The sequence below is a fragment of the Pedobacter chitinilyticus genome (assembly GCF_003313385.1).
Taxonomy (GTDB): domain Bacteria; phylum Bacteroidota; class Bacteroidia; order Sphingobacteriales; family Sphingobacteriaceae; genus Pedobacter; species Pedobacter chitinilyticus.
Genome location: NZ_QMHN01000006.1, coordinates 183,280 through 209,512 on the forward strand (window position 1 = coordinate 183,280; position 26,233 = coordinate 209,512).

Annotated in this window: 21 protein-coding genes; 10 read left to right on the plus strand and 11 right to left on the minus strand. The window is 37.9% G+C overall.

Features of this window, described 5'->3' with window-relative positions; genetic code table 11:
• Nucleotides 1–15 precede the first annotated feature (15 nt).
• From DUT70_RS17660 to DUT70_RS17670, 3 genes are all read right to left on the minus strand, one after another.
• Nucleotides 16–435, minus strand: coding sequence for a hypothetical protein (locus DUT70_RS17660; protein WP_113648690.1), 420 nt, complete (start codon nucleotides 433–435; stop codon nucleotides 16–18).
• A gap of 105 nt (nucleotides 436–540) precedes the next feature.
• Nucleotides 541–1,188 (minus strand): response regulator transcription factor, encoded by a 648-nt coding sequence (locus tag DUT70_RS17665; RefSeq protein WP_113648691.1) that lies wholly within the window; start codon nucleotides 1,186–1,188, stop codon nucleotides 541–543.
• Between the two features lies 1 nt (nucleotide 1,189).
• Complete coding sequence (locus DUT70_RS17670; protein WP_113648692.1) at nucleotides 1,190–3,418, minus strand: tetratricopeptide repeat-containing sensor histidine kinase; 2,229 nt, start codon at nucleotides 3,416–3,418, stop codon at nucleotides 1,190–1,192.
• A 110-nt stretch (nucleotides 3,419–3,528) separates the two neighbouring features.
• Here DUT70_RS17670 and DUT70_RS17675 point away from each other — a divergent pair, with 110 nt between their 5' ends.
• From DUT70_RS17675 to DUT70_RS17685, 3 genes are all read left to right on the plus strand, one after another.
• Nucleotides 3,529–4,059, plus strand: coding sequence for a PH domain-containing protein (locus DUT70_RS17675; protein ID WP_113648693.1), 531 nt, complete (start codon nucleotides 3,529–3,531; stop codon nucleotides 4,057–4,059).
• Nucleotides 4,059–5,567: a PH domain-containing protein gene (locus DUT70_RS17680; protein WP_113648694.1), complete on the plus strand. Its 1,509-nt coding sequence runs from the start codon at nucleotides 4,059–4,061 to the stop codon at nucleotides 5,565–5,567. The genes DUT70_RS17675 and DUT70_RS17680 overlap by 1 nt, the downstream gene beginning before the upstream one ends.
• Before the next feature lie 217 nt (nucleotides 5,568–5,784).
• A complete protein-coding gene (locus DUT70_RS17685) occupies nucleotides 5,785–6,444 on the plus strand; it encodes an alpha/beta fold hydrolase (RefSeq protein ID WP_113648695.1) in 660 nt (219 codons plus the stop codon).
• Nucleotides 6,445–6,711: 267 nt separating this feature from the next.
• Here the strand turns inward: DUT70_RS17685 and DUT70_RS17690 are convergent, their stop codons facing one another.
• The gene (locus tag DUT70_RS17690) at nucleotides 6,712–7,035 is read right to left on the minus strand and encodes a DUF493 domain-containing protein (RefSeq protein ID WP_113648696.1); all 324 of its coding nucleotides are present in this window, start codon (nucleotides 7,033–7,035) and stop codon (nucleotides 6,712–6,714) included.
• Nucleotides 7,036–7,207: 172 nt separating this feature from the next.
• On the opposite strand from DUT70_RS17690, the gene DUT70_RS17695 reads away from it, so the two are divergent.
• From DUT70_RS17695 to DUT70_RS17720, 6 genes are all read left to right on the plus strand, one after another.
• The gene (locus DUT70_RS17695; protein WP_113648697.1) at nucleotides 7,208–9,496 is read left to right on the plus strand and encodes an ATP-dependent helicase; all 2,289 of its coding nucleotides are present in this window, start codon (nucleotides 7,208–7,210) and stop codon (nucleotides 9,494–9,496) included.
• 423 nt (nucleotides 9,497–9,919) lie between these two features.
• Nucleotides 9,920–10,582, plus strand: a complete 663-nt coding sequence (locus DUT70_RS17700) for a DUF4290 domain-containing protein (RefSeq protein WP_113648698.1) — start codon at nucleotides 9,920–9,922, stop codon at nucleotides 10,580–10,582.
• Between the two features lie 17 nt (nucleotides 10,583–10,599).
• A complete protein-coding gene (gene murA / locus DUT70_RS17705; RefSeq protein ID WP_113648699.1) occupies nucleotides 10,600–11,925 on the plus strand; it encodes a UDP-N-acetylglucosamine 1-carboxyvinyltransferase in 1,326 nt (441 codons plus the stop codon).
• Nucleotides 11,926–12,419: 494 nt separating this feature from the next.
• The gene (locus DUT70_RS17710; protein WP_162926660.1) at nucleotides 12,420–13,436 is read left to right on the plus strand and encodes an acyltransferase; all 1,017 of its coding nucleotides are present in this window, start codon (nucleotides 12,420–12,422) and stop codon (nucleotides 13,434–13,436) included.
• 33 nt (nucleotides 13,437–13,469) lie between these two features.
• The gene (locus DUT70_RS17715) at nucleotides 13,470–13,973 is read left to right on the plus strand and encodes a GNAT family N-acetyltransferase (RefSeq protein WP_113648701.1); all 504 of its coding nucleotides are present in this window, start codon (nucleotides 13,470–13,472) and stop codon (nucleotides 13,971–13,973) included.
• 319 nt (nucleotides 13,974–14,292) lie between these two features.
• Nucleotides 14,293–14,709: a hypothetical protein gene (locus tag DUT70_RS17720; protein ID WP_113648702.1), complete on the plus strand. Its 417-nt coding sequence runs from the start codon at nucleotides 14,293–14,295 to the stop codon at nucleotides 14,707–14,709.
• 73 nt (nucleotides 14,710–14,782) lie between these two features.
• Here the strand turns inward: DUT70_RS17720 and DUT70_RS17725 are convergent, their stop codons facing one another.
• Both DUT70_RS17725 and holA read right to left on the minus strand, forming a co-directional pair.
• The gene (locus DUT70_RS17725) at nucleotides 14,783–17,350 is read right to left on the minus strand and encodes a zinc-dependent metalloprotease (RefSeq protein ID WP_113648703.1); all 2,568 of its coding nucleotides are present in this window, start codon (nucleotides 17,348–17,350) and stop codon (nucleotides 14,783–14,785) included.
• A gap of 122 nt (nucleotides 17,351–17,472) precedes the next feature.
• Nucleotides 17,473–18,492 (minus strand): DNA polymerase III subunit delta, encoded by a 1,020-nt coding sequence (gene holA / locus DUT70_RS17730; RefSeq protein WP_113648704.1) that lies wholly within the window; start codon nucleotides 18,490–18,492, stop codon nucleotides 17,473–17,475.
• A 138-nt stretch (nucleotides 18,493–18,630) separates the two neighbouring features.
• On the opposite strand from holA, the gene DUT70_RS17735 reads away from it, so the two are divergent.
• Complete coding sequence (locus DUT70_RS17735) at nucleotides 18,631–19,092, plus strand: type I restriction enzyme HsdR N-terminal domain-containing protein (RefSeq protein ID WP_113648705.1); 462 nt, start codon at nucleotides 18,631–18,633, stop codon at nucleotides 19,090–19,092.
• Nucleotides 19,093–19,568: 476 nt separating this feature from the next.
• On the opposite strand, the gene DUT70_RS17740 is transcribed toward DUT70_RS17735, so the two are convergent.
• The 5 genes from DUT70_RS17740 to bamA form a co-directional block, all read right to left on the minus strand.
• A complete protein-coding gene (locus tag DUT70_RS17740; protein WP_113648706.1) occupies nucleotides 19,569–21,470 on the minus strand; it encodes an amidophosphoribosyltransferase in 1,902 nt (633 codons plus the stop codon).
• A gap of 114 nt (nucleotides 21,471–21,584) precedes the next feature.
• The gene (murI, locus tag DUT70_RS17745; RefSeq protein ID WP_113648707.1) at nucleotides 21,585–22,412 is read right to left on the minus strand and encodes a glutamate racemase; all 828 of its coding nucleotides are present in this window, start codon (nucleotides 22,410–22,412) and stop codon (nucleotides 21,585–21,587) included.
• A gap of 60 nt (nucleotides 22,413–22,472) precedes the next feature.
• Nucleotides 22,473–23,072 (minus strand): OmpH family outer membrane protein, encoded by a 600-nt coding sequence (locus DUT70_RS17750; RefSeq protein ID WP_113648708.1) that lies wholly within the window; start codon nucleotides 23,070–23,072, stop codon nucleotides 22,473–22,475.
• A 37-nt stretch (nucleotides 23,073–23,109) separates the two neighbouring features.
• On the minus strand, nucleotides 23,110–23,640 hold the full coding sequence (locus DUT70_RS17755; RefSeq protein ID WP_113648709.1) for an OmpH family outer membrane protein: 531 nt from the start codon (nucleotides 23,638–23,640) through the stop codon (nucleotides 23,110–23,112).
• A gap of 27 nt (nucleotides 23,641–23,667) precedes the next feature.
• Nucleotides 23,668–26,205, minus strand: coding sequence for an outer membrane protein assembly factor BamA (gene bamA / locus DUT70_RS17760; protein WP_113648710.1), 2,538 nt, complete (start codon nucleotides 26,203–26,205; stop codon nucleotides 23,668–23,670).
• Between the last annotated feature and the right edge of the window lie 28 nt (nucleotides 26,206–26,233).

The following is a 26,233-nucleotide window of genomic DNA, read 5'->3' on the forward strand; positions in this document are numbered from 1 at the left end:
AAGCGATAGTGAAATTTATTTGGTCATCTCCAACACTAAGCCGTATTGACTGGTCATTTTCAGGTTACTGCTGCTCACCGAATTAACTATCCAAGTACCACCGCCACTGAGTACGGTGTAATTCCCGTCTGTTTTAGTGAAAGTAACTTTTGTATTGTTGTCGGAAACTGTAAATGTGTCACTTTCTTTACTGGTTGTGGTACCATTAAAAGAAACTACGAAGTTAGAGGTGCCTCCAGTTGAGGAGGTAGAAGTTGCAGAAAAAGTACCATAGGCTGGCGATTGCAATGCCTGACCGTCGTACTTACTGATTTTCCAGTTTCCAGCTAATGCCACGGTGGTGTCGGCTTCCTTATCCTTATCTTTTTTGCAAGCAATAAACGTGGCAATGGCTATCCATAGAATGAAAGAGAATTGAGCAAGTTTGGTTTTCATATCTGATAATGATCTGGTTTAAATGATCATTACAAAGTTGAAAATCAGCTACTCGGCATACAATAGAGATAAAAACTCATTTTGATAGGTACAAATACCTATAGCTTACTCTAAACCATTGGCAATGGCATATTTCACCAAACCAACAGTACTTTTGCAATTGCATTTCACAAACAGATGTTGACGATGGTTATCTACCGTTTTCTTACTGATAAATAGCTTCTCAGCAATTTCTTCGCTCGTAAACTCTTTTACAATAAGTGTTAGTATTTCCTTTTCTCGTGGAGAGAGTACATTCAGTTTTTCATCTTGTACTTTTTGCTTTTGGTACTGTCCGTAAATGATAGGTACAATATCCTGTGAAAAGTATGTTCCTCCATTGGTGATGCGATGGACTGCCTGTAGCAGTTCACTACGTCCCGAATTTTTAAGGATATAACCATCGGCTTCGGCCAACACTGCCTCTTTTACCGCTTGAGTATTGTTATACATCGATAAAATGAGCACTTGGATATGTGGAAACTGTGCTTTAATCATCTTGCACAGTTCAGTACCAGACAATAAAGGCATGCTGATATCGGTAAGTACCAAATTGTATTTATGAGGATTAACGTTAATCAAATCAATGGCCTCCTGTCCATTATTCGCTTCTGAAACAACATGATAGTGTTGATGATCCAACATCATTTTCAAACCATCAATCACCATTTGGTGATCGTCGGCAATAAGTATATTGATATTTTCTGTGCCCATGTTAAGCAGGAATGCTAATTTCTATTTGTGTACCAATTAATTTTTCTGACTTGATATTCATGTCACCATCCATCAAATGTACTCGTGCCGATATATTCTTCCAACCAATTCCTTTCGAATCGTCTATTTTCGAAGTATCAAAGCCATCTCCATCATCCTTAATGGCAATCAGCATATTTTCGTTTGCTTTTTTAATATCAATAGAAATATGGGAAGCATTGGCATGTTTAATCATATTGTTGAGTACTTCCTGTACAATACGATAAATAGAGAGTTTATTCTGCTCGGTTAACGGTACTTCATCCATTTCCTGTGCTACATTTAAATCTACCTTTGTTTTTCCTGCGTCGTTAATCTTCTTGCAAATATCTTCCAAGGCAGCAAACAAGCCAAAATTTAAAGCTTCTGGAATAAGGTTATGTGAAATGGCTCTTAATTCGGTGATGGTTTTATCTACCAAGCTAAGCGTCCCTTCAACGGTTTTATCTGAGGGGTTTAGGGTAGAAACGTTCATTTTCACCACAGAAAGCATTTGCCCTATCCCATCATGCAGATCGCGAGCTATACGGATGCGTTCATTTTGCTCGCCCTCAAAAACAGATTTGGTAGCGATTTCCTGTTGCTTATAAATTTCTGTTTGCAACTGGTTTTGCTGTTTAAGTTGATTACGCTTATAAAAAGAGAAAGAAATACCGCCCAAAGCCAAAAACACCACAAGGATTGAACCCATGGCTAAATTACGCTGCTCTAGCTCCAGCTTTTTATTTTTCAGCTCTAGGTTTTGTATACGCGATTGTTTTTGTAACGCTTTAATGTCTTGAGTCTTCTTTTGCGCATCTAGTTTTTGATTGGCAAGTGCTTGGTTTTTATTCGATAGCTCCAAACCATTAATCGTGATTTGCTGCTGCTGTGTGGTAAGCAGAGATTTATTTTTTGAAATTTCCAGCGCATTATTTTTGAGCTGTAGGGCTTTAATGGCATTTTCCTTATTCAATAGAAATATCTGCGCCTCTTTTTTAGAAGTTTCATATTTCGTTTGCAGCTCGTTTATTTTAGCCAAATTATCTTTATTTAACAGACTATCCTTCATCAAATCGTAGGATGTAAATGCCCTCATCCCCTTATTTTTCTGCCCACTTTCCTGATATAATAGAATATAGTGCCTTTTAATGTTCATCTTGGATAAAGATAAATTGGCCTTGTCTGCTAATGAGGTTGCTTCAGCTAATTTTTGTTCTGCCAAGTCATATTTCTTTTCAACGACGAATAACTTTACTTCATTTAAAATGACTTCTATATCATTAACTGGATTCCCTGTTTTTACCGAATATTGCAAAGCCTTTTTCAAATAATTTTCTGCTTCTTTCTCTCGATCTGTCTCATCAGCAACATTAATTAACTGACCATAAATTTTACGCAGCGCATCTGGCCTATTAATTTTCTCGTAAAAAGGTATTAATTCTAAGAGATGTTGTTCAGCTTGTTTATATTCTTTAAGCTTTAGCTCTATTGTTGCAACATTAAATTTTGTATTAGACCATAACAATTCATCTTTCAGCTCCTTAAATAAGGAAATTGCTCTATTATTGTAGGACAAGGCATCTTTGAAATTTCTCATTCTATTACTTAACACCCCCAATGCAGCCAAATTAGACGCCATATTAACCTTGTCATTTATTTTTTCATTAATAGATAAAGCCATTATTTCATAGCGTAAAGCGTCTTCATAATTCCCCATGTACATGTAGGAAGTACCTATGTTTAACAACACTTTAGCTTGAAAGGGGGAATTCTTTATCTTTTCAAAAATTTGCAAGGCACTTAAGGCTGTGTTAATTGCTTCCGTATCTCTTCCTAATGAAGATTGAGCATTTGATATATTCATCAACGAGTTAGCTATGAAAAACTCGCTCCCTGTTTTTTTGCTGTACGATAACTGTTTATCGAAAAAAGAAAGAGCTTCCTTAATTTTTCCTCTTTTAGCGTTTGTAGAACCAAAAACCTCATATATTTTGGCAAATAGCGAGTCGCTTTTTAATTTAACGGCAATACTTAGTGCTTCACTCAGCTGGCTCTTTGTTAAAGCGGTATCTTTTAGAGAATTTTTCTTTGCATTGGCAATATAATTATTGGCCAAAGTTAATTCTGTAATATTTTGCTGGCTATAAACGTCTAAGGATAAAACTATTACAAAACAGCACAAAAATAGAGATCGAAGATGGTGTTTCATTATAAAAAGCCTTTTAATCTCCTAATATAGAAAACATTAACATACATTTTAATTGTGCTCCAAAAGTTTATACTTAATAGTATATCTTTAGATTTCACAAAATTTACCGCATGCAGCATTTCACTAACGAAACCATAGATTTAAGCACACTTCCTAAATACGAAGAAACACCATTAACCCATCCCGACCCAAAATATTGGAGGGTAATCATCATTAACCTATTTATTTTTTTGTTATTGATAGCCATTGGTCTTGGTCTACTTATGCTTTTTAACGAAAGTGTAAGTATGAATTGGGTATTATGGACAGCGCTCTTTATAGTTTTTGCCATATTCGTATGTCTAATTTCCCGTGCCAGCTTTAAAAGAAGAGGTTTTGCATTAAGGGAAAAAGACGTGTTGTATAAAAGTGGTATCATTGCCGAAAAAACGACTATCATTCCCTTAAATCGTATACAACATGTGGCCCTCAATGAAGGGATGTTCTCAAGAATGTTTGGTTTGGGCACCCTACAAATTTATACAGCTAGCGGTTCAAGCGGCGAAATGCATATCGCAGGAATTGAAATAGAACAGGCCAAAGCTATCAAAGAAGCACTAGTACAACGATTGGTCATTAACACTAAAGCAGAAAACGAATAATGTCTCTAGATTTTAGTCAACCTCAACGACAATCTGCTGCAGGTATCATCATTAATGGAGCTTATGTAGCCCAGCACTTGGTAAGAGCTATGTTTATCCCCTTGGCGCTCTTCATTGTAAAAGCCAACAAAACAGCGCTTTTATACACCGCATTTGGTATAATCGCAGTGGTAGTCCTTGCATTTGTATACGGCTATTTCTACTACCTTAAGTTCACGTTTTACCTTAATCCACTTAAACAGGAATTTGTAATTGATAAAGGCATTTTTAGTCGTAAGCATTTAACTATTCCCATAGAAAAAATACAGCAGGTAAACATTAACCAAGGTTTTTTGCAGAAAATAATTGGAGTTTACAGCTTGCAAATTGATACCGCTGGAGCGGATAGTAAAGAGGTTGACATTAGAGCCATTAACGGTGAAATTGCGCAGGCGTTGAGACAACATTTGTTGCATGGACAGCGCACGCCAACGGCAAACGAAAGTGATAAAGAAACAACAGTAGCAGTAAGTACAGATGCTCCTTTGATCAAAATTACAGCCGCTACCCTATTAAAAATTGGCCTTACCAGCAATTATGGCCAAAGCATTGCGCTATTGATTGGTTTTGGCTACGCTGTTTTCCATAACATTAAAGAACTACTTAAGGCTTTGGACAATGACTATGGCCAAGTAGAACAATTTGTAAAAAGTGGTTTCACCTTATTTTCTATTGGCATTGTTTTGGCCGCTATTGCAGTGCTACTATTGGCCACCAATGTCATCAGGACTTTCATAAAATACTTCGATTTTCAGTTAAGTAAGCACAGCCAATCACTGTTAATTTCTGCTGGATTGTTAACCAAGAAAAACACATTGCTCCATCCCAATAAAGTACAAATTACGGAGTATAGCCAAAACTATCTACAAAAGAAAATTGGCTTGTTCAAAATGTCGTTAAAACAAGCGCATGCAGGCCGCGAGCAATCAGAAAAGGAAATGAAGAACAACAACACAGAAATTCCAGGTTGTAGTGCTGCCGAAAAAAATGAGCTTTTAAGAATGATTTTGGGCAGACTTCCCAAGGAGGGCAGTACTTTTAAACCAAATTGGCGCTATCTTAACCTGCCTATTGTATTCCAAGTGCTTTTACCTGTGTTGATTTACGGCATCTTTTATTATTTGATTGCGGAAGTAAGAGCATACTACCCCTTGGCAGTGGCTTATTTCGTCATTACATTAATATTGACTTATGTCGGTTACACCAAACATCGCATTAGCGTATCGGATGCCTATATCATTAAACAAAGTGGCATTTGGGACATCTCTCAAGAAATCATTGAACCTCATAAAATACAATCCATCAGTACCTCACAATATCCTTGGCACAAAAAATTAGATATTGGACATGTAAGTTTGCACACCGCAGCGGGCAGCATTTCCTTCAGCTATGGAAATTTTACTGAAATAAAGACCTTGGTAAACTATTGGCTTTATCAGGTAGAGAGTGGAGACGAAGATTGGATGTAGAAAAAGAGTAAAGAGCAAGGAGCAAAGAAAAGGATACCACCTAAGACACCTAAGAACATTTTAGACATTTAAGCTAAGATTACGGCCATATCATCTCAATATTTCGGGCTTATATTCATATTTTGATAAACTAAGCACTACAAAATAAAAAACAAACTAAAATGAACTTCAATGTCTTCGGTGGTTCAATAAATACTAACTACCTTCCCATCATCAAATGAAGAACGTATACATACTAAGTGGTTTAGGAGCAGATGAAAGGGTATTCAGATATTTAGATTTTAAAGATTTAGATGTCGCCTTTGTAAAATGGATCAAACCTTTGGCGAATGAAACCATCACCCGCTATACCCAAAGAATCAGTGAGCAAATCAAATGTAAAAATCCAGTACTTATAGGCTTGTCCTTTGGTGGCATTATCGCTACCGAGCTTGCTAAAATAATTCCTGTTAAACAGCTCATCTTAATCTCTTCGTTAAAAACCAGAACGGAAATACCATTCATTTATCGATTAGCGGGACAACTTCGTTTACATCAATTAATTCCCTATTCTTTCCTGAAAAAAGATCATGCCTTAAACAGATGGTTGTTTGGTGTGATTCGTAAAAACGATAAAGATTTATTCAAGAGAGTACTGGCAGATACCGACATTGACTTTCTAAAGTGGGCCATTAATATTATTGTAACTTGGGAAAACGTTGACTTGCATCCTCAATTAAAGCATATTCATGGGACTAGGGACAAATTACTACCCTTTAAAAATGCTGAAGAAGCTATTGCTATTGAAAACGGTGGACATTTGATGGTATTGGATAAAGCTAAACAGGTTAGCGAAGTGCTGCATAGGGTGATTAACTCAAAATTAGAAACTACCTAAGAGCATTCTAGACATTTAAGCTAAAAATTACGGCTGCGTGATTTCAAATCGGTGGTGTCATATTGTCGAAAAAACGAAATAGCTAATAGAAACTAATTAACATAACTGCTCATATTCTGATAAGTTGAGCAAAATAAAAAACCATCTAACACATTCTAAAATGATCTAAAATGTCTTAGGTGGTTAATATATAGCCTCAAGATTTTACTTCGTAGCTGCTCTGCGGTCTTCTATCGTCGAGATGACGCACACGAACACTTTCAACTTTTAAAGCAGCATAATTCCCTTAATCGCACTGGCCTGCTTATAAATTCCCACCACCTCATCAGCATTTTGCACTTGCTTGTTTATCGTAATTGCCAAATATTTACCAGTTTTAGAAGGTTTTTCTACAAACTCATCGTGAGGTAATATTGCTCTTAACTCCTCAATTACAGCGTGGTCGCCAGTAATAATGAATTTAAAAGTATAAATACCAGGAAAAGTCTGCACACTTTCCAGTTTCTCCTTAAAGTTAGCGTAAACATCGGCGTTGTTCCCTTCTGGGATATCGTTAAAATCTATGTTTTTATTTAAATTATTATCATCCATAAGCTTTACTTATCAAATTCCATTCCTAATCACTGCAAGCATGCTATTTTGTCATAAAGTTAAATGTTCAAATATAGCGCATATGAGTGCCTTAAACTTTCAATACGTTACTTTTAACTTTTATAAGCGCACTGTTTTTGCTATTTTTGGGCTCTAAAAAAGGATATAGGATTTGGATTATTTAGCAGGATTAAACCCACAACAAAGAGCAGCAGTAGAGAATACCGAAGGACCAGTGATGATTGTAGCTGGTGCGGGTTCGGGAAAAACGAGGGTAATTACCTATCGTGTGGCCCACTTGATACAAAAAGGCATTGATCCATTCAATATTTTGGTGTTGACCTTTACCAACAAAGCCAGTAAGGAAATGCGTGAGCGTATTGAAAAAGTGGTGGGTGCCGAAGCTAAAAGCATTTGGATGGGAACTTTTCACTCGGTTTTTGCTAAAATATTACGTGTAGAGGCAGAGAAAATTGGCTATCCAAGCAACTTTACCATTTACGATACCGACGACTGTAAAAGCTTAATCCGTACCATCCTTAAAGAATTGCAGTTGGATGATAAGCTTTATGCTGCCAACATTGTTTACAATCGTATTTCGCAAGCAAAAAACAACCTCATTTCTGTTGCCGAATATGTGAACAATCCAACCATACAAGCAGAAGACGTTGGCAATAAGCGACCATTGTTAGGACAGATTTATGAAACCTACGCCAAACGTTGCTACAAGGCTGGTGCCATGGATTTTGATGATTTACTATTCAAAACCAACGTACTGCTTAGAAAACATCCTGAAGTATTGAACAAATACCAACATAAGTTTAAATACATCATGGTAGATGAGTACCAGGATACCAACCATTCGCAATATACTATTGTAAAAAAACTTGCTGCTGCACATGAAAATTTATGTGTGGTGGGTGACGATGCGCAAAGTATTTACGCTTTCCGCGGAGCTAATATTCAGAATATCTTAAATGTCGAACGTGATTATCCTGATTTGAAGGTTTACAAATTGGAGCAGAACTATCGTTCAACACAGAACATTGTTGAAGTTGCCAATAGTATCATCGCCAATAACAAAAATCAGTTAGAGAAAAACGTATTCTCTGCAAATGAGCAAGGCGACAAAATTAAAATTTCAAGAGCTTTTACCGATAACGAAGAAGGTAAATTAGTAGCCGAAGCCATTGTACAAGAACGTACTGGAAACGGATTAAACTATACCGATTTTGCCATTCTTTACCGTACCAATGCCCAAAGTAGGGCAATGGAGGAGGCTTTGCGCAAACTCAATGTTCCATATAAAATCTATGGCGGACTGTCCTTCTACCAACGTAAGGAAATCAAAGATTTAATTGCATATTTCCGTCTAACTTTTAACCCCGCCGATGAAGAAGCCCTGAAACGTGTCATCAATTATCCTCGTCGTGGTTTGGGAGATACTACTTTAGATAAAGTCTCGGTAGCTGCAAATGAACATGGGATTACCATGTGGCAGGTGATCTGCAATCCGCACCAATATTTAGGTGGCCGTGTACCGAATCAGCTGAATGATTTCTCCATGATGATTAGAGCATTTGCTGCAGAGTCGACAAAATTAGATGCTTACGAAACGGCTTTGTACATTGCTCAACATTCTGGTATATTAAAAGAGTTACACAGTGATGATAGCGTAGAAGGCAGAGCTCGTTACGAAAATATTCAAGAGTTATTAGCGGGTATCAAGGAATTTGCCGAACGTGAAGATATTGAAGACCGCAGTTTGGCCATTTTCATGCAAGATGTGGCCTTGTTAACCAACGATGATAAAGACAAGGACAAAGATGCTGATACAGTTTCTTTAATGACCATTCACTCTGCTAAAGGTTTGGAGTTTAAAAACGTGTTTGTGGTAGGTTTAGAAGAGAATCTTTTCCCATCGCAAATGTCAGTAAATTCTAGAGCTGATTTGGAAGAAGAGCGCCGTTTATTCTACGTAGCCATTACCAGGGCAGAGAAAAAACTCACTTTAACTTATGCTACTTCACGTTACCGATGGGGTACTTTAACTTCTTGCGAGCCTAGCCGCTTCATTAATGAGATTAGCCCTAAATACTTAGAGTTAGATGCCATTAAACAAGCAAAACCAAGTTTTAGCAGTGGTGGCTTTGATACCGAACGTAAAACATGGAGTCAGCAAAGGGAACTTCAACAAAAACCAGCTTCTCAACAAACGGCATTTAAGCCCAAACCTACTACCTCCATCCTACCTAAAGCGCACGTGCCTACTGCTGGCTTTACGCCAAGTGCAGCCCATGAGTTTCAAAATGGCATGGAAGTAGAACACGAAAAATTCGGTTTCGGTAAAATTGTACAGCTAGAAGGAAGACTTCCCGATGTGAAAGCAACAGTGTTTTTCCAAGGCTTGGGCAATAAGCAACTGCTGTTAAAATTTGCAAAACTTAGGATAGTGAAATAGTTTTTTGGAAGAATGTTATCACCACGCCGTCATTTCGAACGCAGAGAGAAATCTAGCAACTTGGATTGACAAATTGTTAGATTTCTCTTCGTCGTTCCTCCTCATCGAAATGACGACCGATTAACGGGATTGCAAAACTTTCAACTCGTAACTTATAACCTAGAACTTATTACGTAAAACTTTTCTATATTTGTAGCAACAAACCATTCCGATGAATTTCATAACTGAAAACATCTTTGGAAGTTGAGGGTTTTCCCTTAGTCTATAACTTCTGTTTCAGTTATTTCATAATGGTTTAACATTACCTTATTAATTTTACAATTAGTATTTTAACCATTAAGGAATAAAGAAATTTTAAGAAAAAACTAAATCTTAATGGACTTAAATCCTTAATGTTTGATTACACATAACATTTAAAAAAGAATGAACTTTGATTATAATACCACCAGAAGCGAACTGATTTTGGCCGAGTATGGACGTAATGTACAAAACATGGTAAAGTACATTATTACCCTGCCTACCAAAGAAGAGCGCAACAAATATGCACAAGCCGTTATTGATTTGATGGGCTTTTTAAATCCGCACTTGCGTGACGTTGCCGATTTTAAACACAAACTTTGGGACCATTTACACATCATTTCCAACTATCAGATTGATGTGGATAGCCCTTACCCTAAACCTACGCCAGAAACGAAGGAATTTAAACCAGATCACATTGGTTATCCACACCAACGCATTAAATACAAACACTATGGCAAAACGGTTGAAAAACTAATTGCCAACGCCATAGAAGAACCAAATCCAGAGCGTAAAGCAGCCATGGTACAAGGCATTGCCAATTTCATGAAAATGGCCTATGTGCAGTGGAATAAAGACAATGTAGCCGATGAGGTGATCATTAAAAACTTAAGGGAACTTTCTGGAGGAGCCTTAACTTTGGAGGAGAATGTGAACCTTCAAAAAGTGGAGTTCAAGTCTCAAAACAACAGGCAGAACAATAATAATAATCGCGGCCGTCAAAACAATAAAAAGAACAACCGTCAGCGCAACAACAATAACAACAACAATAATAAACAAAGACATTAACAAGAAAAATTATTGCAATGAACGCATTTGAAATTATTGGTGGTAAAAAACTAAAGGGCGAAATTACTCCTCAAGGAGCCAAAAACGAAGCCCTACAAATCGTATCGGCGGTATTGTTAACCGAAGAAAAGGTAACCATCAGCAATATCCCAGATATTAAAGACGTAAACAAACTGATTGACCTTTTAGCTGATTTAGGGGTAACTGTAGAACGTTTAAATAAAGACACCTATACCTTTGAGGCAAAAAACATCAACTTAGATTTCTTCCAGTCGGAAACTTTTAAATCTAAAGGTGGCAGCCTACGTGGTTCAATCATGATTGTTGGACCATTGTTGGCACGTTTCGGCAAAGCTGCTATTCCTAAACCAGGTGGTGATAAAATTGGCCGTCGCCGTTTAGATACGCACTTTTTGGGTTTCGAAAAATTAGGTGCCAAATTTGTTTACGACAGCAAAAAATCTTTCTTTAACGTTGATGCCACCAATCTAAAAGGCACCTACATTTTGTTAGATGAGGCATCGGTAACGGGAACAGCAAACATTGTAATGGCGGCAGTTTTAGCCAAAGGCACTACAACCATTTACAACGCAGCCTGCGAACCTTATTTACAACAACTTTGTAAAATGCTGAACCGCATGGGCGCTAAAATTAGCGGCATTGGCTCTAACTTATTAACCATTGAAGGGGTTAAGAAATTAGGCGGAACCGAGCACCGTATGTTGCCTGACATGATTGAAATTGGTTCTTTTATTGGTTTGGCCGCTATGACCGAGTCGGAAATTACCATTAAAAACGTACAGTACGACGAGCTAGGTGTTATTCCAGAGGTATTTAAAAAATTGGGTATCAAATTAGAGCGTAGGGGCGACGACATTTATGTGCCTTCGCAAAAGCATTACGAAATAGATACTTTCATTGATGGCTCTATCCTTACCATTGCCGATGCCCCTTGGCCTGGTTTTACGCCAGATTTGCTAAGCATTGTATTGGTAGTGGCTACACAAGCCAAAGGAAACGTGCTGATTCACCAAAAAATGTTCGAAAGCCGCTTGTTTTTTGTAGATAAGCTAATTGATATGGGTGCTCAAATTATCCTTTGCGACCCTCACCGCGCAACCGTGAATGGTATCGATAAAAAATACAAATTACGTGGCATTAGCATGACGTCGCCAGATATCAGAGCAGGTGTTTCGTTGTTAATTGCGGCGCTATCTGCCGAAGGCAAGTCAACGATTTTCAATATTGAGCAAATTGAGCGTGGTTATCAAGATATCGACACCCGTTTGCGTGCCTTAGGTGCACAAATTAAACGTGTTGATGCCGCTGCACCAAGCCATTAATATTTACGATGGCAGGTTTACAATTTTAGATTTCGAATTGTAGTCGCACCATCTCATCACATTTAGAAAAGCAGGGCCTAGTACATTAAATCATGTTAGCCCTGCTTTCACTTTTAGTCCTCGCTACGTTTCACTCCGCTGTGGGCTAACCGTTCAATCAGGTTTATTCCACAAAAGCATCCTTCCTATCAACGGTTAACACCTTGCAAAACTGCTTCGCTGGCGGGTGCGCCAACATTGACAGCAATCATATAATAACTGGCTTTCTGGAAAACGGCAATCGGCTCCTCTATGGCCTTGAAGAGGTCTGATATTTATAAAAACAGCTCATTTGCGACTATACGACTCCTACCGAGTCGCATATTTCTCTTACATTTTTTCTATAAGCGTTGAAATCCTTCGGATTCTCGGTACAATTTGCTGGAGTACCAACCTTAACAGTAACGATATGACAACCATTTTTTATTACTATTTTTAACGCACAAAACAACGGCTTGAAAAACTACATTAGCAACTTAAGGAACATTGCCACCTTTGCAGTCATCCTACTGCATGTCGCCGCCCCATTTGTACTACAATTCAACAAAATCAGCTTTGCCTCTTGGCAACTCGCTAACTTATTGGATTCGATGCTTCGTTTTGGCGTGCCAGTTTTCGTCATGATTTCTGGTGCGGTATTGCTCGATCGTCACGAACCTTTAAGCACATTTCTATCCAAGCGCTTAAAGCGGGTAGTATTGCCCTTTCTATTTTGGAGCCTCGTCTATTTCATTTTTGTATATGCGGGCAGTTTCCAAAAATTTTCGACATTACAGCTATTGCAAACGTTAATGAATAAGCTGCTTAAAGGCACTTATTATCATTTATGGTACGTATACATGATTTTGGGCATTTACCTATTTGTACCCATCATTAGAAAATGGGCTCAAAACAGCACCAAACAGGAACTACAATACTTTTTATTTTTATGGGCTATTACACTATTAATCAATACCAATGTAGCCAAATACCTACCCAGTATAGAAGTTTTATATTTTAGCAAATACTTGGGCTATTTTGTATTAGGCCATTATCTCGATAAACATGTGACCACCTCCCGCCCTAGAAACAACCTGTACATAATGTTCTTTGCGTTTGGTGTGGCCCTAACTTTTCTATCTGCCAGCTATCTTTCTGTGAAAGAAAATCACCTCAATATCACCTATTACAACTATCTCTCACCAAATGTTTGCTTGTTATCTATTGGCATTTTTCTTTTGGGCAAAAGCTTGTTGCATGGCTCCAATGCACTCTCTATTAATTTAGACAAACATAGCTACGGTATTTATTTGGTGCATGTGTTGGTACTGCATTATATCTATCGCAGCACAGCACATTTAAGCATCAATAAAAACTCACCTTTGTCGCTATTCATTTATATCATAGGTATTTCAGTAGTTACTTATGTCATTTCCTATGCAGTCATCAGACTTTTAGCTGTCAACAAAAGGCTACGTCCATTCATTACCTAAACTTCCTTTTTTAACTTTACCGAAATACATCAAATGATTTTAAGAGCAGCAAAACTTACCGATATCGACCAAATTTGGGAAATTATCCAATATGCCATAGCACAAAGAAAAGCGGATGGCAGCACACAATGGCAAGATGGTTATCCTAATGAAAACACCATCCAAGCAGACATTAATCAAGGTTATGGCTACGTGATTGAAGAAGAAGGCTCCATCCTATTATACGCAGCCATTATATTTGGTGTGGAACCAGCTTACGAAAATATAGAAGGACAGTGGTTAAGCAACCAAGATTATGTGGTACTCCATCGTGTAGCGGCATCACCCCTCGCCAAAGGGAAATCAATTGCGACAAAGTTTTTCCAAATGGTTGAAGATTTATGTATCGAAAAAGGTGTATATAGCATCAAAGTAGATACTAATTTCGACAATATGGCCATGCTAAGAATCCTCGAAAAATTGGATTACACCTACTGTGGTGAAGTTTATTTTAGAGGTGCCGCTAGAAAGGCTTTCGAAAAGGTTCTGCCAAAGTAGATACAACACTCAAAACTAATACATGTAAGTTTTAGTGGTTCACGATAATACCAACCACAGGAATAAATTGGCACTTAAGGTTGGCAATAGCGCTTACCATAGGGATAACGAAGAATTTTTTAGAGATTCCTCCTAACGTCGGAATGACAAAACGGGTATTTTGCCCCTCTGTCATTCAGAGCGCAGCGAAGAATCTCCCATAAAGCAATCCCATAAGATTCCTCCCAGAAGTATTGGGACAAGCTCTATCGATAACTTGAAGCAAACAGCGATGGTACTTTTTTGTTAAATAAGTAACGAAACAAATAACTAAACAGTGATGAAAACAAAATACCTTTTAATGGCCAGTATTTTAGGTGTAGCCTTTTTCGGGTCAGGTTTTGAGATTACAAAACAAGCCAAGGAAACCACAAAAACAGATTATGTGAAGGTGCTTAAGGGAAAGTATGTATTAACTGGCGCCAATTATGCAGGTTACAAATTTATTGATGCAAAAACCATCAGTTGGACCAACGAAATGTTTCCAATGGATCCTGACACGCTATCGCTTAAATGGATCGATGAAAATACTTTTATGACCAAATCCCGTAAAAGAACTAATAAAAACTGTGCACCTGCCGTAAGCATCTTAAAAGTCATCAGTTATAGCAACGGCAAATTAGTTTTAAAAGATTACTGGACTGGTTGGAACGATAGAAAGGATGAACTCAACACTTTTCATCAGTCGAAGGACTAACGGATATTCCATAAAAAAGTCCCCCGATAAATCATCGAGGGACTTTAAAAAAATTTAAACTTAAGCCTTTCGCTTATTTTTTCTTATCTAATGCTTGCTCAATACGGTCAGATAAATCCTCTAAGTGATATTTGCTTAAAGTATCTGATTGTGAACTTGCTTTAATGGCTTTATCCAACTCACGCAATTGGCCTTTAACCACTGAAATTGCATCCGTTTGGCTAGCTGTTAAACCAGTAGGTGCGCCAGCGCCTCTACCAAAAGCAGCCACCAATCCAGCAGGAGCTGCAGGAGGATTTATAATCGCAATTAATCTATCTACATAAGCTTTTTGTAAGTTTCTGCGGTAAACATCAATCGCTGCACCACCTTTTAATTCCGTGAAGATAGAAGCATTCAAATCCTTAAATAAATCAGAGATTTTATAGGCATTAGCACCATCAGTAGCTTCAGCAGCAATTAAGTTGCCTAAAACTCTGGTTGATACTACACGAGATAAAGCAGCATTTTGCAATCTCGAAACCACTACTAGTGGGCTTTCGTTGATGTTATCTAAAATAGATTGATCTAACAACCATTTTGGAGTAGTAAATACTTGTCTGTTTAAGAACTCCATAGCTTCTTTTTGAGTTGCAGCTGGAGTACGTTCGTAAACCAAACCTTCTTGATCTACCGTTTTTGGATTTTCGTAGATACCACCAATGTTTTTACTTACGTGACCAATGTAACGACCAAATTGAGTAGTCAATTGACCGTACATGTTACCTAGTTCATCATAGTTCTCACCCGGTTGTTTAGTCCAAGTTTTTAAGTTTGCTACAATTACTTTCAAGTTTTTGATACCATAGTCACTAGCTTTCATCGCATTATCACCTAAATCTTCATTTTGTGAATGCGGATCGTCAGGGTTTGTTTCAGTACCAAACCATAAGCGTCTGTTTTTAGCTGCCTCAACGGTCATCTTATCTAAGATTTTCATATCAGAAGCAACCGATTTGCTATCAGGAAAATATTTGTATCCCCACTCAATCGCCCATTTGTCATAGTCTCCAATACGAGGGTATAAACCTGATTTAGAGATGTTATCTTCTGGTTGTGCTACATAGTTAAAACGAGCATAGTCCATGATTGATGGCGTGTGACCATTTTCTTCTACCCATTTCTTATTACGTAAATTCTCTACTGGTACAGATGAACTTGAACCATAGTTGTGACGTAAGCCTAAAGTGTGGCCTACTTCGTGAGAAGATACAAAACGGATCAAATCACCCATCAACTCATCGCTAAAATTAACGGTACGAGCTCTTTTATCAACGGCAGCCGTTTGGATAAAATACCAATCACGAACCAATTTCATTACGTTGTGGTACCAGTTGATATGGCTTTCCATGATCTCACCAGTACGTGGGTCTGAAATGCTTGGACCACTTGCATTAGGAATTTCTGATGGTTTGTAAACGATCGCAGAGTTACGCGCATCGTCTAAACTCCAAGTAGAATCTTGTTCTTTGGTTGGAGCTATTTTACCAATTATTGCGTTTTTAAAGCCTGCTTTTTCAAAAGCTTTTTGCCAATCGTTAACCCCTGCAATTAAATATGGTACCCATTTTTTAGGCGTAGCTGGATCGATATAGAAAACGATAGGCTTAATTGGTTCTACCAACTCACCACGCTTATATTTAGCCATATCTTGTGGCTTCGGCTCTAATCTCCAACGTTTCACCAATTCCACTTCTTTAACACCTTGAGGGTTCAAATCGAAATCGGTATAACCTACTGCGAAATAACCTACACGCGGATCAAAATAACGAGCTTTCATTGGCACTTTAGGTAAAATCACCAATGAAGTATTTAACTCTAAAGTAACCGAACCCGTTGGAGCACCGCCACCAAAAGAAGGCATACCACCGCCGCCGCCCATTCCTGAGCTTTGAGCAGCTTTGGCATAGGTTTTTACGGTTTTAATCTCCACGTTGGTGGGGAAACTTTTCACATCTTGGATATAGCTTCTATCCGCTTGTTGTGCACCAATACCAAATCTAGATTTGAATGCGGAAGAACCGAAGTAAAAAATATCATTATCGCTATTGATATAAGTGGTTACATCGATTACACTTCCGTTTTTACTTGGGGTGTAAGCGGCAATATCAAATGAAGCAGCGATTGGTTGTATACTAGAATTTTTCAAAGACTGGTACATTGAAGAAGTACTATCTGCACCATAAGCTCTAAAGCTCACTTTGCGCATGAAAATTCTGTTGTTCGGTCCCTTTTCAAAACGAATTACCGAGCTACCAATTTGGTCGCCAGCATAACCTTGGGCAGCACGAACCTCGGCTCCTGATTTTGAGATACGGCTTACTACCAAAATATCTCTGTTTAAAGTGCTATCAGCGATCTCGAAATAGAATTTATCATCAATTCTATGAGCGGTGATCATTCCTTTACGAGTAAGTGCTTTGTTAGTGATCACTTGATCATAAGGTTTTGGTTGTGCTCTAGGCGCAGCGGCACCGCCAAATGCTCCTGGAGCTCTGCGAGTGCTGTCAGTTGGCGCACCACCACCTTGAGTTGGTCGTTGGGCATGCGCAAAAGTCACCGCACCAGCAACCATTAATAGGGTAAATAAATTTTTCTTCATCAATTTTTGAATAAGTTAATTGCTAGGAGTAAAAATAAGTGTAGCGCTACGATAATTTCATAATTACGTATAACTTCTTAGTTACATCACAAAACATTTTAGAATAAATGGGAATTTAATGCCTAATGAAGGATTTTAAAAACCAGTTCTTTCAACAAATCACCATCTGAAATATTACCTGTACTTTCTAAGCCTTTGCTCTTCAGGTCGTATTCCCTTAATAAACTGATGATATCGAAAGTTTTTCCCGCACTAAAAGTTCTTGCTGCAGCCTCATAATCCTTGATGAAGTAAGGACTTACTCCAAGTTCTCTTGGTGCATCGGCTTTATTAGGTAAATAGTGGTATTTTAATATTTTAGAAAAGTAAGAATTAAGATTGGCCATTACCATAATCATAGGGTTGGCTTTTGGATTGCCTGCAAAATAATTAATAATCTGGTTGCTCTTCACCACATTGCGGGTGGCTAAAGCTTTTTGCAGTTCAAATACATTATATTCTTTACTGATCCCAATGTTTCTTTGAATATGGTCGGTTTGAATAGTAGTAGCCTTATCAATGTTCAAACAAAGCTTCTCTACTTCATTGGCAATTTTTGAAAGATCAGTGCCCAAATATTCGGCCATTAAAGCTACCGCCTGTGGATCAATCTTGTACCCTTTACTTTTGATATGATCTTCTATCCATGGCACCAATTTGTAATCGCGTACGGGATCGCTTTGAAAAACAACGCCATTATTATTGATGGCCTTGTAAATCTTTTTCCGCTTATCAAAATTGGCATATTTATAAGCTAGCACCAGAATCGTACTCGGTAAAGGCTTTTCAAAATAAGCGAGCGTAAAATCAGCTTCCTTACTGGCACCCTCATTTCCCCACTTTAAATCTTGCGCTTCTTTTACAATAATCAACTGGTATTCTGACATCATGGGATAACGCTTGGCAGCATTCATAATGGTGGCCATATCCGTATCCTTACCGTAAAGTACCGTCTGGTTAAAGCCCTTTTCCCCATCAGAAAGAATATTCTTCTCCATATAATCTACAATTTGATCAATATAAAAAGGTTCTTCTCCCTGCAATAGGTATACTGGCTTAAATTTTCTTGCTTTTATATCCTTGATGATTTCATCGGCGCTCATTGCTCAAAGTTACAAATTTTAGAATGAGTGAATGAGTGAATGAGTGAATGAGTGAATTTAAAATGAACAGCTAACAAATTGCATCACTTAACATTCAACTTTTTACTTTCGACTTTTTACTTTTAACTTTGCCAGCCAATGTTTAACCCAACTCCACTCAATTTACCTTTTCATCCTTTTAAAATTACCCAAAGGGATGGCGTGCATTATATTTTTGATGAAGCAAGGAAGAAACATCTGGTACTTACTCCAGAAGAATGGGTTCGTCAACATTTCATCAAGTACCTGATTAAAGAAAAACAATTCCCTGTAAGTTTAATGCAAATTGAGGGGGGCCTAAGCCTTAACCAAACCAGAAAGCGTAGCGATATTTTGATTTACACCAATAGTGGTGAAAAATTGATGGTAGTGGAATGTAAAGCACCATCGGTCAACATCACTCAAGCTACTTTTGACCAGGCAGCCAGATACAATTCTGTTTATAAAGCCAAATGGATTGTGATTACGAATGGCTTAAATCATTATTATGCTCAGATTGACCACGAGAAAAAAGGTTTTCTTTTTGTGGAGGAATTGCCTACATACAGCCAGTTAGTTTAGGATAAGCCTTCAATAGTTCGTCATTGCGAGGTATAGTTGATCCCGACTATTTCGGAAAAGCGATCTTACAACGTGAGATAGAAGTATCTGCTATGTATCTATGTGGTTCATTTATAGTTTTAAAAAGTGGAAATCCGCATAAATTAACCACATAGACACATAGATGATTTTTAAAAAAAGAGGCAGTACCAACACCCTAAAAGTAGCCACTTTCAAGAAAGCGTAATGGCTTTTGAAAAAAGTAAGCGTACAAACACCAAAAAGATGCGCATCTTTTACACAAAACTACGTTAGGTTTTAGCAAAAAGTACCGCATCTTTTACACAAAAGATGCGCACCTTTTTCTAAAGAGTACACTTGCTTTTATTTCGTAGCTTAGGATTGCTTTCCCTAAACAGCAATGACAAAAAAATAAAAAAGGAGAAACCTTGTTAGATTTCTCCCTTCTATTGAATTAAAGGCAAGCTATTTAAACTTTAATATGCTCTTTGGTTATTTCCTTCTTTCCAGTTTACAAAAGCTTTATTTACTACTTTGTTACCACCTGGCGTTGGATAATCTCCTGAGAAGTACCAATCGCCCCTATGATGAGGACAAGCTTCGTGTAAGTTTTCTAAAGTTTGGTAAATCACTTCTACTTCTGCAACAGTGTCTGCAGGCGTAATAATTTTTGCTATTTGATCAGAGATCTCTTGAGGAGTAAACGAGGCATAAATTTCTTTAACGTGGTTTACAATCTCCTCTTTTGGCAATTCTAACGAAGCTTTACATTTTTGGTAAACGGCTTCAATAACATGTTCTTGACCTCTTTCTTTCAGCAATTGAATAGCGGCATCAAAAGCTACAAACTGTCCCATTTTCGACATATCGATACCATAGCAGTCAGGATATCTGATTTGTGGTGCCGACGATACGATAATGATTTTTTTAGGGTGTAGCCTATCAATGATTTTAATGATACTTTGCTTCAAGGTAGTTCCTCTTACAATTGAATCATCTACCGCAACCAAAGTATCTGTATGGTTTTTGATCACTCCGTAAGTAGTGTCGTAAACGTGAGCCACCATTTCTCCCCTATCCGCATCTGCGGTAATAAAGGTACGCAGTTTCACATCTTTAATGGCCAATTTCTCTACTCGAGGACGCATCGACAACAAATCATCAAGCGCAGCATCATCCAAAACTTCCTTGCGTTGCAACAAAGTTTCTTTCTGCACATCTGTGATGTATTTATGCAAGCCATCTACCATTCCATAAAAAGATACTTCTGCAGTATTTGGAATGAAAGAGAAAACAGTATTCTTTAAATCGTAGTTTACCGTTTTCAATACTTGTGGGCACAATAACTCGCCCAATTTTTTACGTTCTTTATAAATATCAGCATCGCTACCTCTTGAGAAATAAATACGCTCAAACGAACAAGCTTTTTTCTCTAAAGGCTCACGAAACATCTCTTCCGAAACTGTTCCATCCTTTTTGATAATTAAAGCGTGGCCTGGCTTAATTTCCTTTACACTATTGATCTGTACCTTAAAAGCAGTTTGTATCGCTGGACGCTCTGAAGCCGCTACCACCACTTCATCATCAACGTAATAAAACGCTGGACGAATACCGGCTGGATCTCTCATGACAAAAGCATCACCGTTACCTATAATGCCCGACATGGTATAACCCCCATCCCAGCTTTTTGCAGAGCGACGAAGGATATTAGCTACATTGAGGTTGTTAGAAATTTTTTGAGTGATCTCTACGTTACTCAATCCGTCTTTTTTGTATTCATCAAACAAGAGCTGGTTTTCATCGTCCAAAAAATGACCAATTTTTTCCAATACCGTTACGGTATCCGCTTTCTCTTTCGGATGCTGTCCAAGTTCGTACAGTTGCTCCAATAGCTCGTCAACATTGGTCATGTTAAAGTTACCCGCAATCACCAAGTTTCTGGTCATCCAGTTGTTTTGGCGTAAAAAGGGGTGACAGTTTTCAATGCTGTTTTTACCGTGTGTGCCATAGCGCAGGTGTCCCAACAAAACTTCACCAATGAAACTTACGTTCTGTTTCAAGAACTCTGTATCTTTCATCAGTTCAGGTGTTTCTTCCTGTATGCCCACAAATTTGTTCTGCACATAACCGAAAATATCTGCAACGGCATTTTGTGCCATTGAGCGGTAGCGGCTGATATAACGGCTGCCCGGTTTCATGTCTAACTTAATGGTGGCAATACCTGCTCCGTCTTGACCACGGTTGTGCTGTTTCTCCATCAACAAGTATAATTTGTTGAGGCCATAGAGTGCAGTACCGTATTTTTCCTGGTAATATGAGAGAGGTTTTAACAAGCGGATAAAGGCTATTCCGCACTCGTGTTTGATTTGTTCGCTCATTGATTGTGAATGAAGGTGCAAATTTACCCTTTTGAACAATGAAAACCTAGTAAGAAAATACCTGATTTACGATATATACATCATTTTTGTGTTATATTTTTGAGACAGAAAAAGTTATAGTTTAACTTTTGTAGCGGCAATGCTTCTTTCTAGGAAAACGGAAGCATGCTGATCGAAGGCTTCGGCATCACCCGTGGTGTAAAAAGATTGTTGGGCTTGTTGTCCTAAGCGAATGTCCATCTCTGGATGTCTTTCCAGATAATCAACCAAGCTGGCCGCCACAATATCACCCTGTGCAACAACATGGATATTTGAGTTCAACTGTTCTTTGATTTTAGGCACCAATAAAGGATAGTGGGTACAGGCTAATAGAACGGTATCTATTTCATTAGATTGGCTCAATAACTGGTTTAAGTATTTTTTAACAAAATAATCTGCACCTTCACTTTCGTGCTCCGCATTCTCAATGAGGGGTACCCACATCGGGCAACTTTGCTGATAAACGTTAACTTCTGGAAAAAATTTATGTATTTCAATCAGGTAAGACTCGGAACGTACTGTACCCCTAGTGCCCAGTACCCCAATAGATTTGCTATCGCTCATACTGCCGATTACTTCAGCAGTGGGTCTGATGACCCCCAAAACCCTATTTGAAGGATATTTTTTAGGCAAATCAAGTTGCTGAATATTTCTTAATGCTTTAGCAGATGCGGTATTGCAAGCAAGTACCACCAATGGGCATCCTTGGGCAAACAACCACTCCACACATTCTAAGGTATATTGATAAACAGTTTCAAAAGAATGATCGCCATAAGGAGAACGGGCGTTGTCACCTAAATAGATATAGTTGTAATTGGGCAACTGCGCTGCAATGGATTTGAAAACGGTTAGACCGCCAAAGCCAGAATCGAATATCCCTATGGCATTTTTTTGAAAGTTCATGAGCATAAAAAAGCGGAACTAGTTAAACTAATTCCGCCGTTAAATTTATAAAATTTTAAATTAAGGTTTTTTAGCTGGACCAGTAGCTGGTTTGTTAGCCGCTGGAGCAGCAGTAGCAGAAATACCTAACTTAGCTTTTACTGCAGCAGTAAGGTCTTCACCACCATCAAAATATACCAAGTTGTTGAAACCTTGTGATGCAGCGGTATCAAAAACGTATGCTAAACCTTTTTCTTTCGAAATTGAATTGATAGCCGCAGCTACTTTTTGTTGCAAAGGAGGATATAACTCTGCTTGTTTATCTCTTAAATCTTTGTCTGCTTTTGTACGAGCATCTTCAATTCTTTTTTGCAAATCTTGCAACTCACCTTGAGCTGTTTCAAGTTCTTTAAGTACCACTGCTTTGTTAGCTTCACTTAGCGTTTTCTCTTTTTCTTGAGCAGCTTTATATTTAGCTTGGTACTCAGCAATCATTTTGTCAATCTCTCCTTGTTTAGATTTCGCCAAATTCTCAATAGTGGTAGAAACTGTTTTTGCTTCTGGCATTACTGAGAAAATTTCATCTGAATTTAGATGACCGAACTTTTGTTGAGCGTTTACAACCTGAGTAGTTAAAAGTAATCCTGCAGCTACAAATAATCCTTTAATTAACTTTTTCATTTTTTTATTTTTCCTAATGTTTGTTTTCTGTTGTGTGTTATTTTACCAATGTACCTGGTTTAAATCCTAATCTAATAATTACATCATTGCTGATATCGTAGTTGGCACTAGCATAAATCATCATCGTGCTTTCGCTACTTTTATCAAAAACGAAGTCAATGTATTTGTTTTTTGCAACTTCTGCAACCGTAGTTGAAACTTTTTCTTGAATTGGTTTCAATAGTTTAGTCCTGGTTTGGAATAGATCTCCCTCTGGACCAAACCTTTGGCGTTGCAATTCTTTGGCCTTTTTTTCTTTTTCGATGATGTCATTTTCCCTACGTTTGCGCATGTCATCAGTTAAAAGTACCTGATCCGCTTGGTAGCTTCTGTACATGGCATCTACCTCTTTAAATACATCGTCAACTTCTTTCTGATATTGTTTTGATAAACCTTCTATCTGAGTTAACGATGATTTATAATCCGGTATATGTTTCAGGATATATTCCGTATCAACATAAGCTGTTTTTTGTGCCGATACTCCCAATGCTACTAGAAGTAAGCAGCTAATAAAAAATATCTTTTTCATATCTACTGGTTTCTAAATTGTGTTCTATTAATTAAATCCACCTAACTGCTGGGCTATACTAAACGTAAAGCTCTGCTTTCCTCCATCTTGTACTCCTGGGATTCTATCAAAAGCATGTCCATAGTCAATACCCAACAATCCAAATATCGGTAAAAATATTTTAGCGCCGATACCTGCTGATCTTCTAACATTAAACGGATTAAAATCGCCAAACTTATTCCAAGTGTTACCTGCTTCACCAAAAACGGTTAAAAAGGCGGTTGCTTGTTGTGAATTAATTACTGGGTAACGTAACTCCATTACATATTTGGTGAATATAGGGCTACCTGAGCTTTGTGCAATGGATGGGTTAGCACCTACTGGAATTACGGCATTGTTGGCATAACCACGCATTGCGATAATTTCAGATCCTTGCAAGAAGTCGAAACCTTGCATACCGTCACCACCTAATTTAAAACGCTCAAATGCTGATTGTCCAACGGCGCTGTTATATGAGCCTAAGAAACCAAACTGTGCCTGTCCTTTGAATACCAATTTACCCACCACCGTTTCGAAAAACTGTGCCTCAAATTTCCATTTGTGGTACTCGGTAAATTTATAACGTTGCTTATCTGAAGCGGTATTATAGTTTACGTTGTTAAACAACGAGTATGGAGGAGTAGCTTGTATGGTAAATCTTAAATAAGCACCACCTGTTGGGAAAATATGGTGATTTCTCGAATCCCTAGCAATTTCCTGAGTAATGTTTAAGTTGTACGATTCTCCTGTACTGAATAAGTAACCTGGATAGTTATTTAAGATATATTGGTTTAAGTTGATAGAGTGTACCAATGAGAACCAGTTATCTGGCCATTTTAATTTTCTACCTAAACTAAATGAAACCCCATTTAAGCGAATACCGTAATATTGGGAGTTGCTTTTAGCCAGACCATTTGACTGCAATGATGTAAATGCGCTCACCCCAAAACTTACTGGTTTTTTACCACCAAACCAAGGCTCTGAGAATGAGAAACTATAGGATTGGTAATATTTACCGTTAGTTTGTCCACGTAAGCTTAATTTTTGTCCATCTCCTTTTGGCAATGGTCGGTAAGCTTCGCCCTTAAATAAATTCTTTAAAGAGAAGTTGTTAAAGGTTAAACCTAGGGTACCAATTACACGGCCACCACCAAAACCACCTGATAACTCAATTTGGTCTGAAGGTTTTTCTTCTACGTGGTAAACAATATCTACCGTACCATCTTGATTTGGCTTTGGTACTGGATTGGTTTTAGATTCGTCGAAGTTACCCAATTGGCCAATTTCACGTACCCCACGGATTAAAGCTTCTTTTGAGAAGTAATCACCTGGTTTGGTACGAATCTCCCTCAATACTACTCGATCATTGGTAATGGTGTTACCCATTACACTTACTTTGTTAACGGTGTATTTTGGCCCTTCGTAAATACGCATCTCCACGTCAACAGTGTCACCATAAATTCTGGTTTGTACTGGATCAACGTTAAACGTTAAATAACCATCGTTCAAATAAAGACTTGAAACGTCATCGCCGTTGGCACTACCTCTTAGTTTTTTCTCCAGTTTTTCTTCACTGAATACTTCGCCTGGTTCTATACCGAAAATTTTATTCAAAAGGTCTGTAGGATACTTGGCATTACCTACCCAGCTAATTTTACCGAAGTAATATTTAGGACCTTCGTACATCTTGATTTTAATGCCTACCGTCTTATCGTTGTAGCGGTATACGCTATCGCTGATCAGTGCTGCATCGCGGTAGCCTTTTTCGTGCAACTTAGCTATGAAGTTAAGTTTGTCTTCTTCGTATTTTTCTTTGTTGAACTTACCGCTACCAAAAATTTTATAGAAAGCACGTTGCTTCGTTTTCTTTAGATATTTTCTAAGCTTTGCAGATTTAAATTCTTTGTTTCCTTCAAATTCGATCTTCTGAACCTTCACCCTTTTCCCCTTATCAATGTTTACTTGAAGAATCATGCTATTCTCCTGATTAGGGTCTGGTTTGGTTTTATAATCTACTTTAGTATAGAAATAGCCTTTCTCGTACAAGAATTTGGTGATTACAGCTCTGGTAGTGTTATAAAGGTTATCATTGATGATGGTTTTACCAACCTTATCTCCAAGCTTCTCTTGAATATCTGTTTTTTGAGACTTGCTGATACCAGTAAACTCTAAGCCACTTAAACGTGGAAGCTCTACTACTTCAATATCAAAATAAACGGTATCGCCATTAATTTTAGATACGTTTAGCTTAATGTCATCAAACAAGCCTTGCGCCCATAAGTTTTTAATGGCGTTGGCTGTTGCTTCCCCTGGGAGCATAATGGTTTCTCCCTTTGTTAATTTAGAAAGTACGATGATCACATCTTTATCTAAATACTTAGAACCTGATAGCGTTGTTCCTCCAATGATGTATTCTCTTGGAGCAAAATAATCTAGGTTCAGACCATTTACTTTTAATGAAGGTGTAGCTTGTTGTGGGTTACGAATTTGAGCTAATGCTGGAAATCCAATCAATAGCAAAAATACTAGGTGATATATTCTTCTCATTTACAATCTAAAAAACGTTGCTAAGTTA

Excerpts from the sequence above, each read along its gene's own strand:
- DUT70_RS17660 (WP_113648690.1), bottom strand. The coding sequence starts at position 435 with ATGAAAACCAAACTTGCTCAATTCTCTTTCATTCTATGGATAGCCATT.
- DUT70_RS17665 (WP_113648691.1), bottom strand. The coding sequence starts at position 1,188 with ATGGGCACAGAAAATATCAATATACTTATTGCCGACGATCACCAAATG.
- DUT70_RS17670 (WP_113648692.1), bottom strand. The coding sequence starts at position 3,418 with ATGAAACACCATCTTCGATCTCTATTTTTGTGCTGTTTTGTAATAGTT.
- DUT70_RS17675 (WP_113648693.1), top strand. The coding sequence starts at position 3,529 with ATGCAGCATTTCACTAACGAAACCATAGATTTAAGCACACTTCCTAAA.
- DUT70_RS17680 (WP_113648694.1), top strand. The coding sequence starts at position 4,059 with ATGTCTCTAGATTTTAGTCAACCTCAACGACAATCTGCTGCAGGTATC.
- DUT70_RS17685 (WP_113648695.1), top strand. The coding sequence starts at position 5,785 with ATGAAGAACGTATACATACTAAGTGGTTTAGGAGCAGATGAAAGGGTA.
- DUT70_RS17690 (WP_113648696.1), bottom strand. The coding sequence starts at position 7,035 with ATGGATGATAATAATTTAAATAAAAACATAGATTTTAACGATATCCCA.
- DUT70_RS17700 (WP_113648698.1), top strand. The coding sequence starts at position 9,920 with ATGAACTTTGATTATAATACCACCAGAAGCGAACTGATTTTGGCCGAG.
- murA (WP_113648699.1), top strand. The coding sequence starts at position 10,600 with ATGAACGCATTTGAAATTATTGGTGGTAAAAAACTAAAGGGCGAAATT.
- DUT70_RS17715 (WP_113648701.1), top strand. The coding sequence starts at position 13,470 with ATGATTTTAAGAGCAGCAAAACTTACCGATATCGACCAAATTTGGGAA.
- DUT70_RS17720 (WP_113648702.1), top strand. The coding sequence starts at position 14,293 with ATGAAAACAAAATACCTTTTAATGGCCAGTATTTTAGGTGTAGCCTTT.
- DUT70_RS17725 (WP_113648703.1), bottom strand. The coding sequence starts at position 17,350 with ATGAAGAAAAATTTATTTACCCTATTAATGGTTGCTGGTGCGGTGACT.
- holA (WP_113648704.1), bottom strand. The coding sequence starts at position 18,492 with ATGAGCGCCGATGAAATCATCAAGGATATAAAAGCAAGAAAATTTAAG.
- DUT70_RS17735 (WP_113648705.1), top strand. The coding sequence starts at position 18,631 with ATGTTTAACCCAACTCCACTCAATTTACCTTTTCATCCTTTTAAAATT.
- DUT70_RS17740 (WP_113648706.1), bottom strand. The coding sequence starts at position 21,470 with ATGAGCGAACAAATCAAACACGAGTGCGGAATAGCCTTTATCCGCTTG.
- murI (WP_113648707.1), bottom strand. The coding sequence starts at position 22,412 with ATGAACTTTCAAAAAAATGCCATAGGGATATTCGATTCTGGCTTTGGC.
- DUT70_RS17750 (WP_113648708.1), bottom strand. The coding sequence starts at position 23,072 with ATGAAAAAGTTAATTAAAGGATTATTTGTAGCTGCAGGATTACTTTTA.
- DUT70_RS17755 (WP_113648709.1), bottom strand. The coding sequence starts at position 23,640 with ATGAAAAAGATATTTTTTATTAGCTGCTTACTTCTAGTAGCATTGGGA.
- bamA (WP_113648710.1), bottom strand. The coding sequence starts at position 26,205 with ATGAGAAGAATATATCACCTAGTATTTTTGCTATTGATTGGATTTCCA.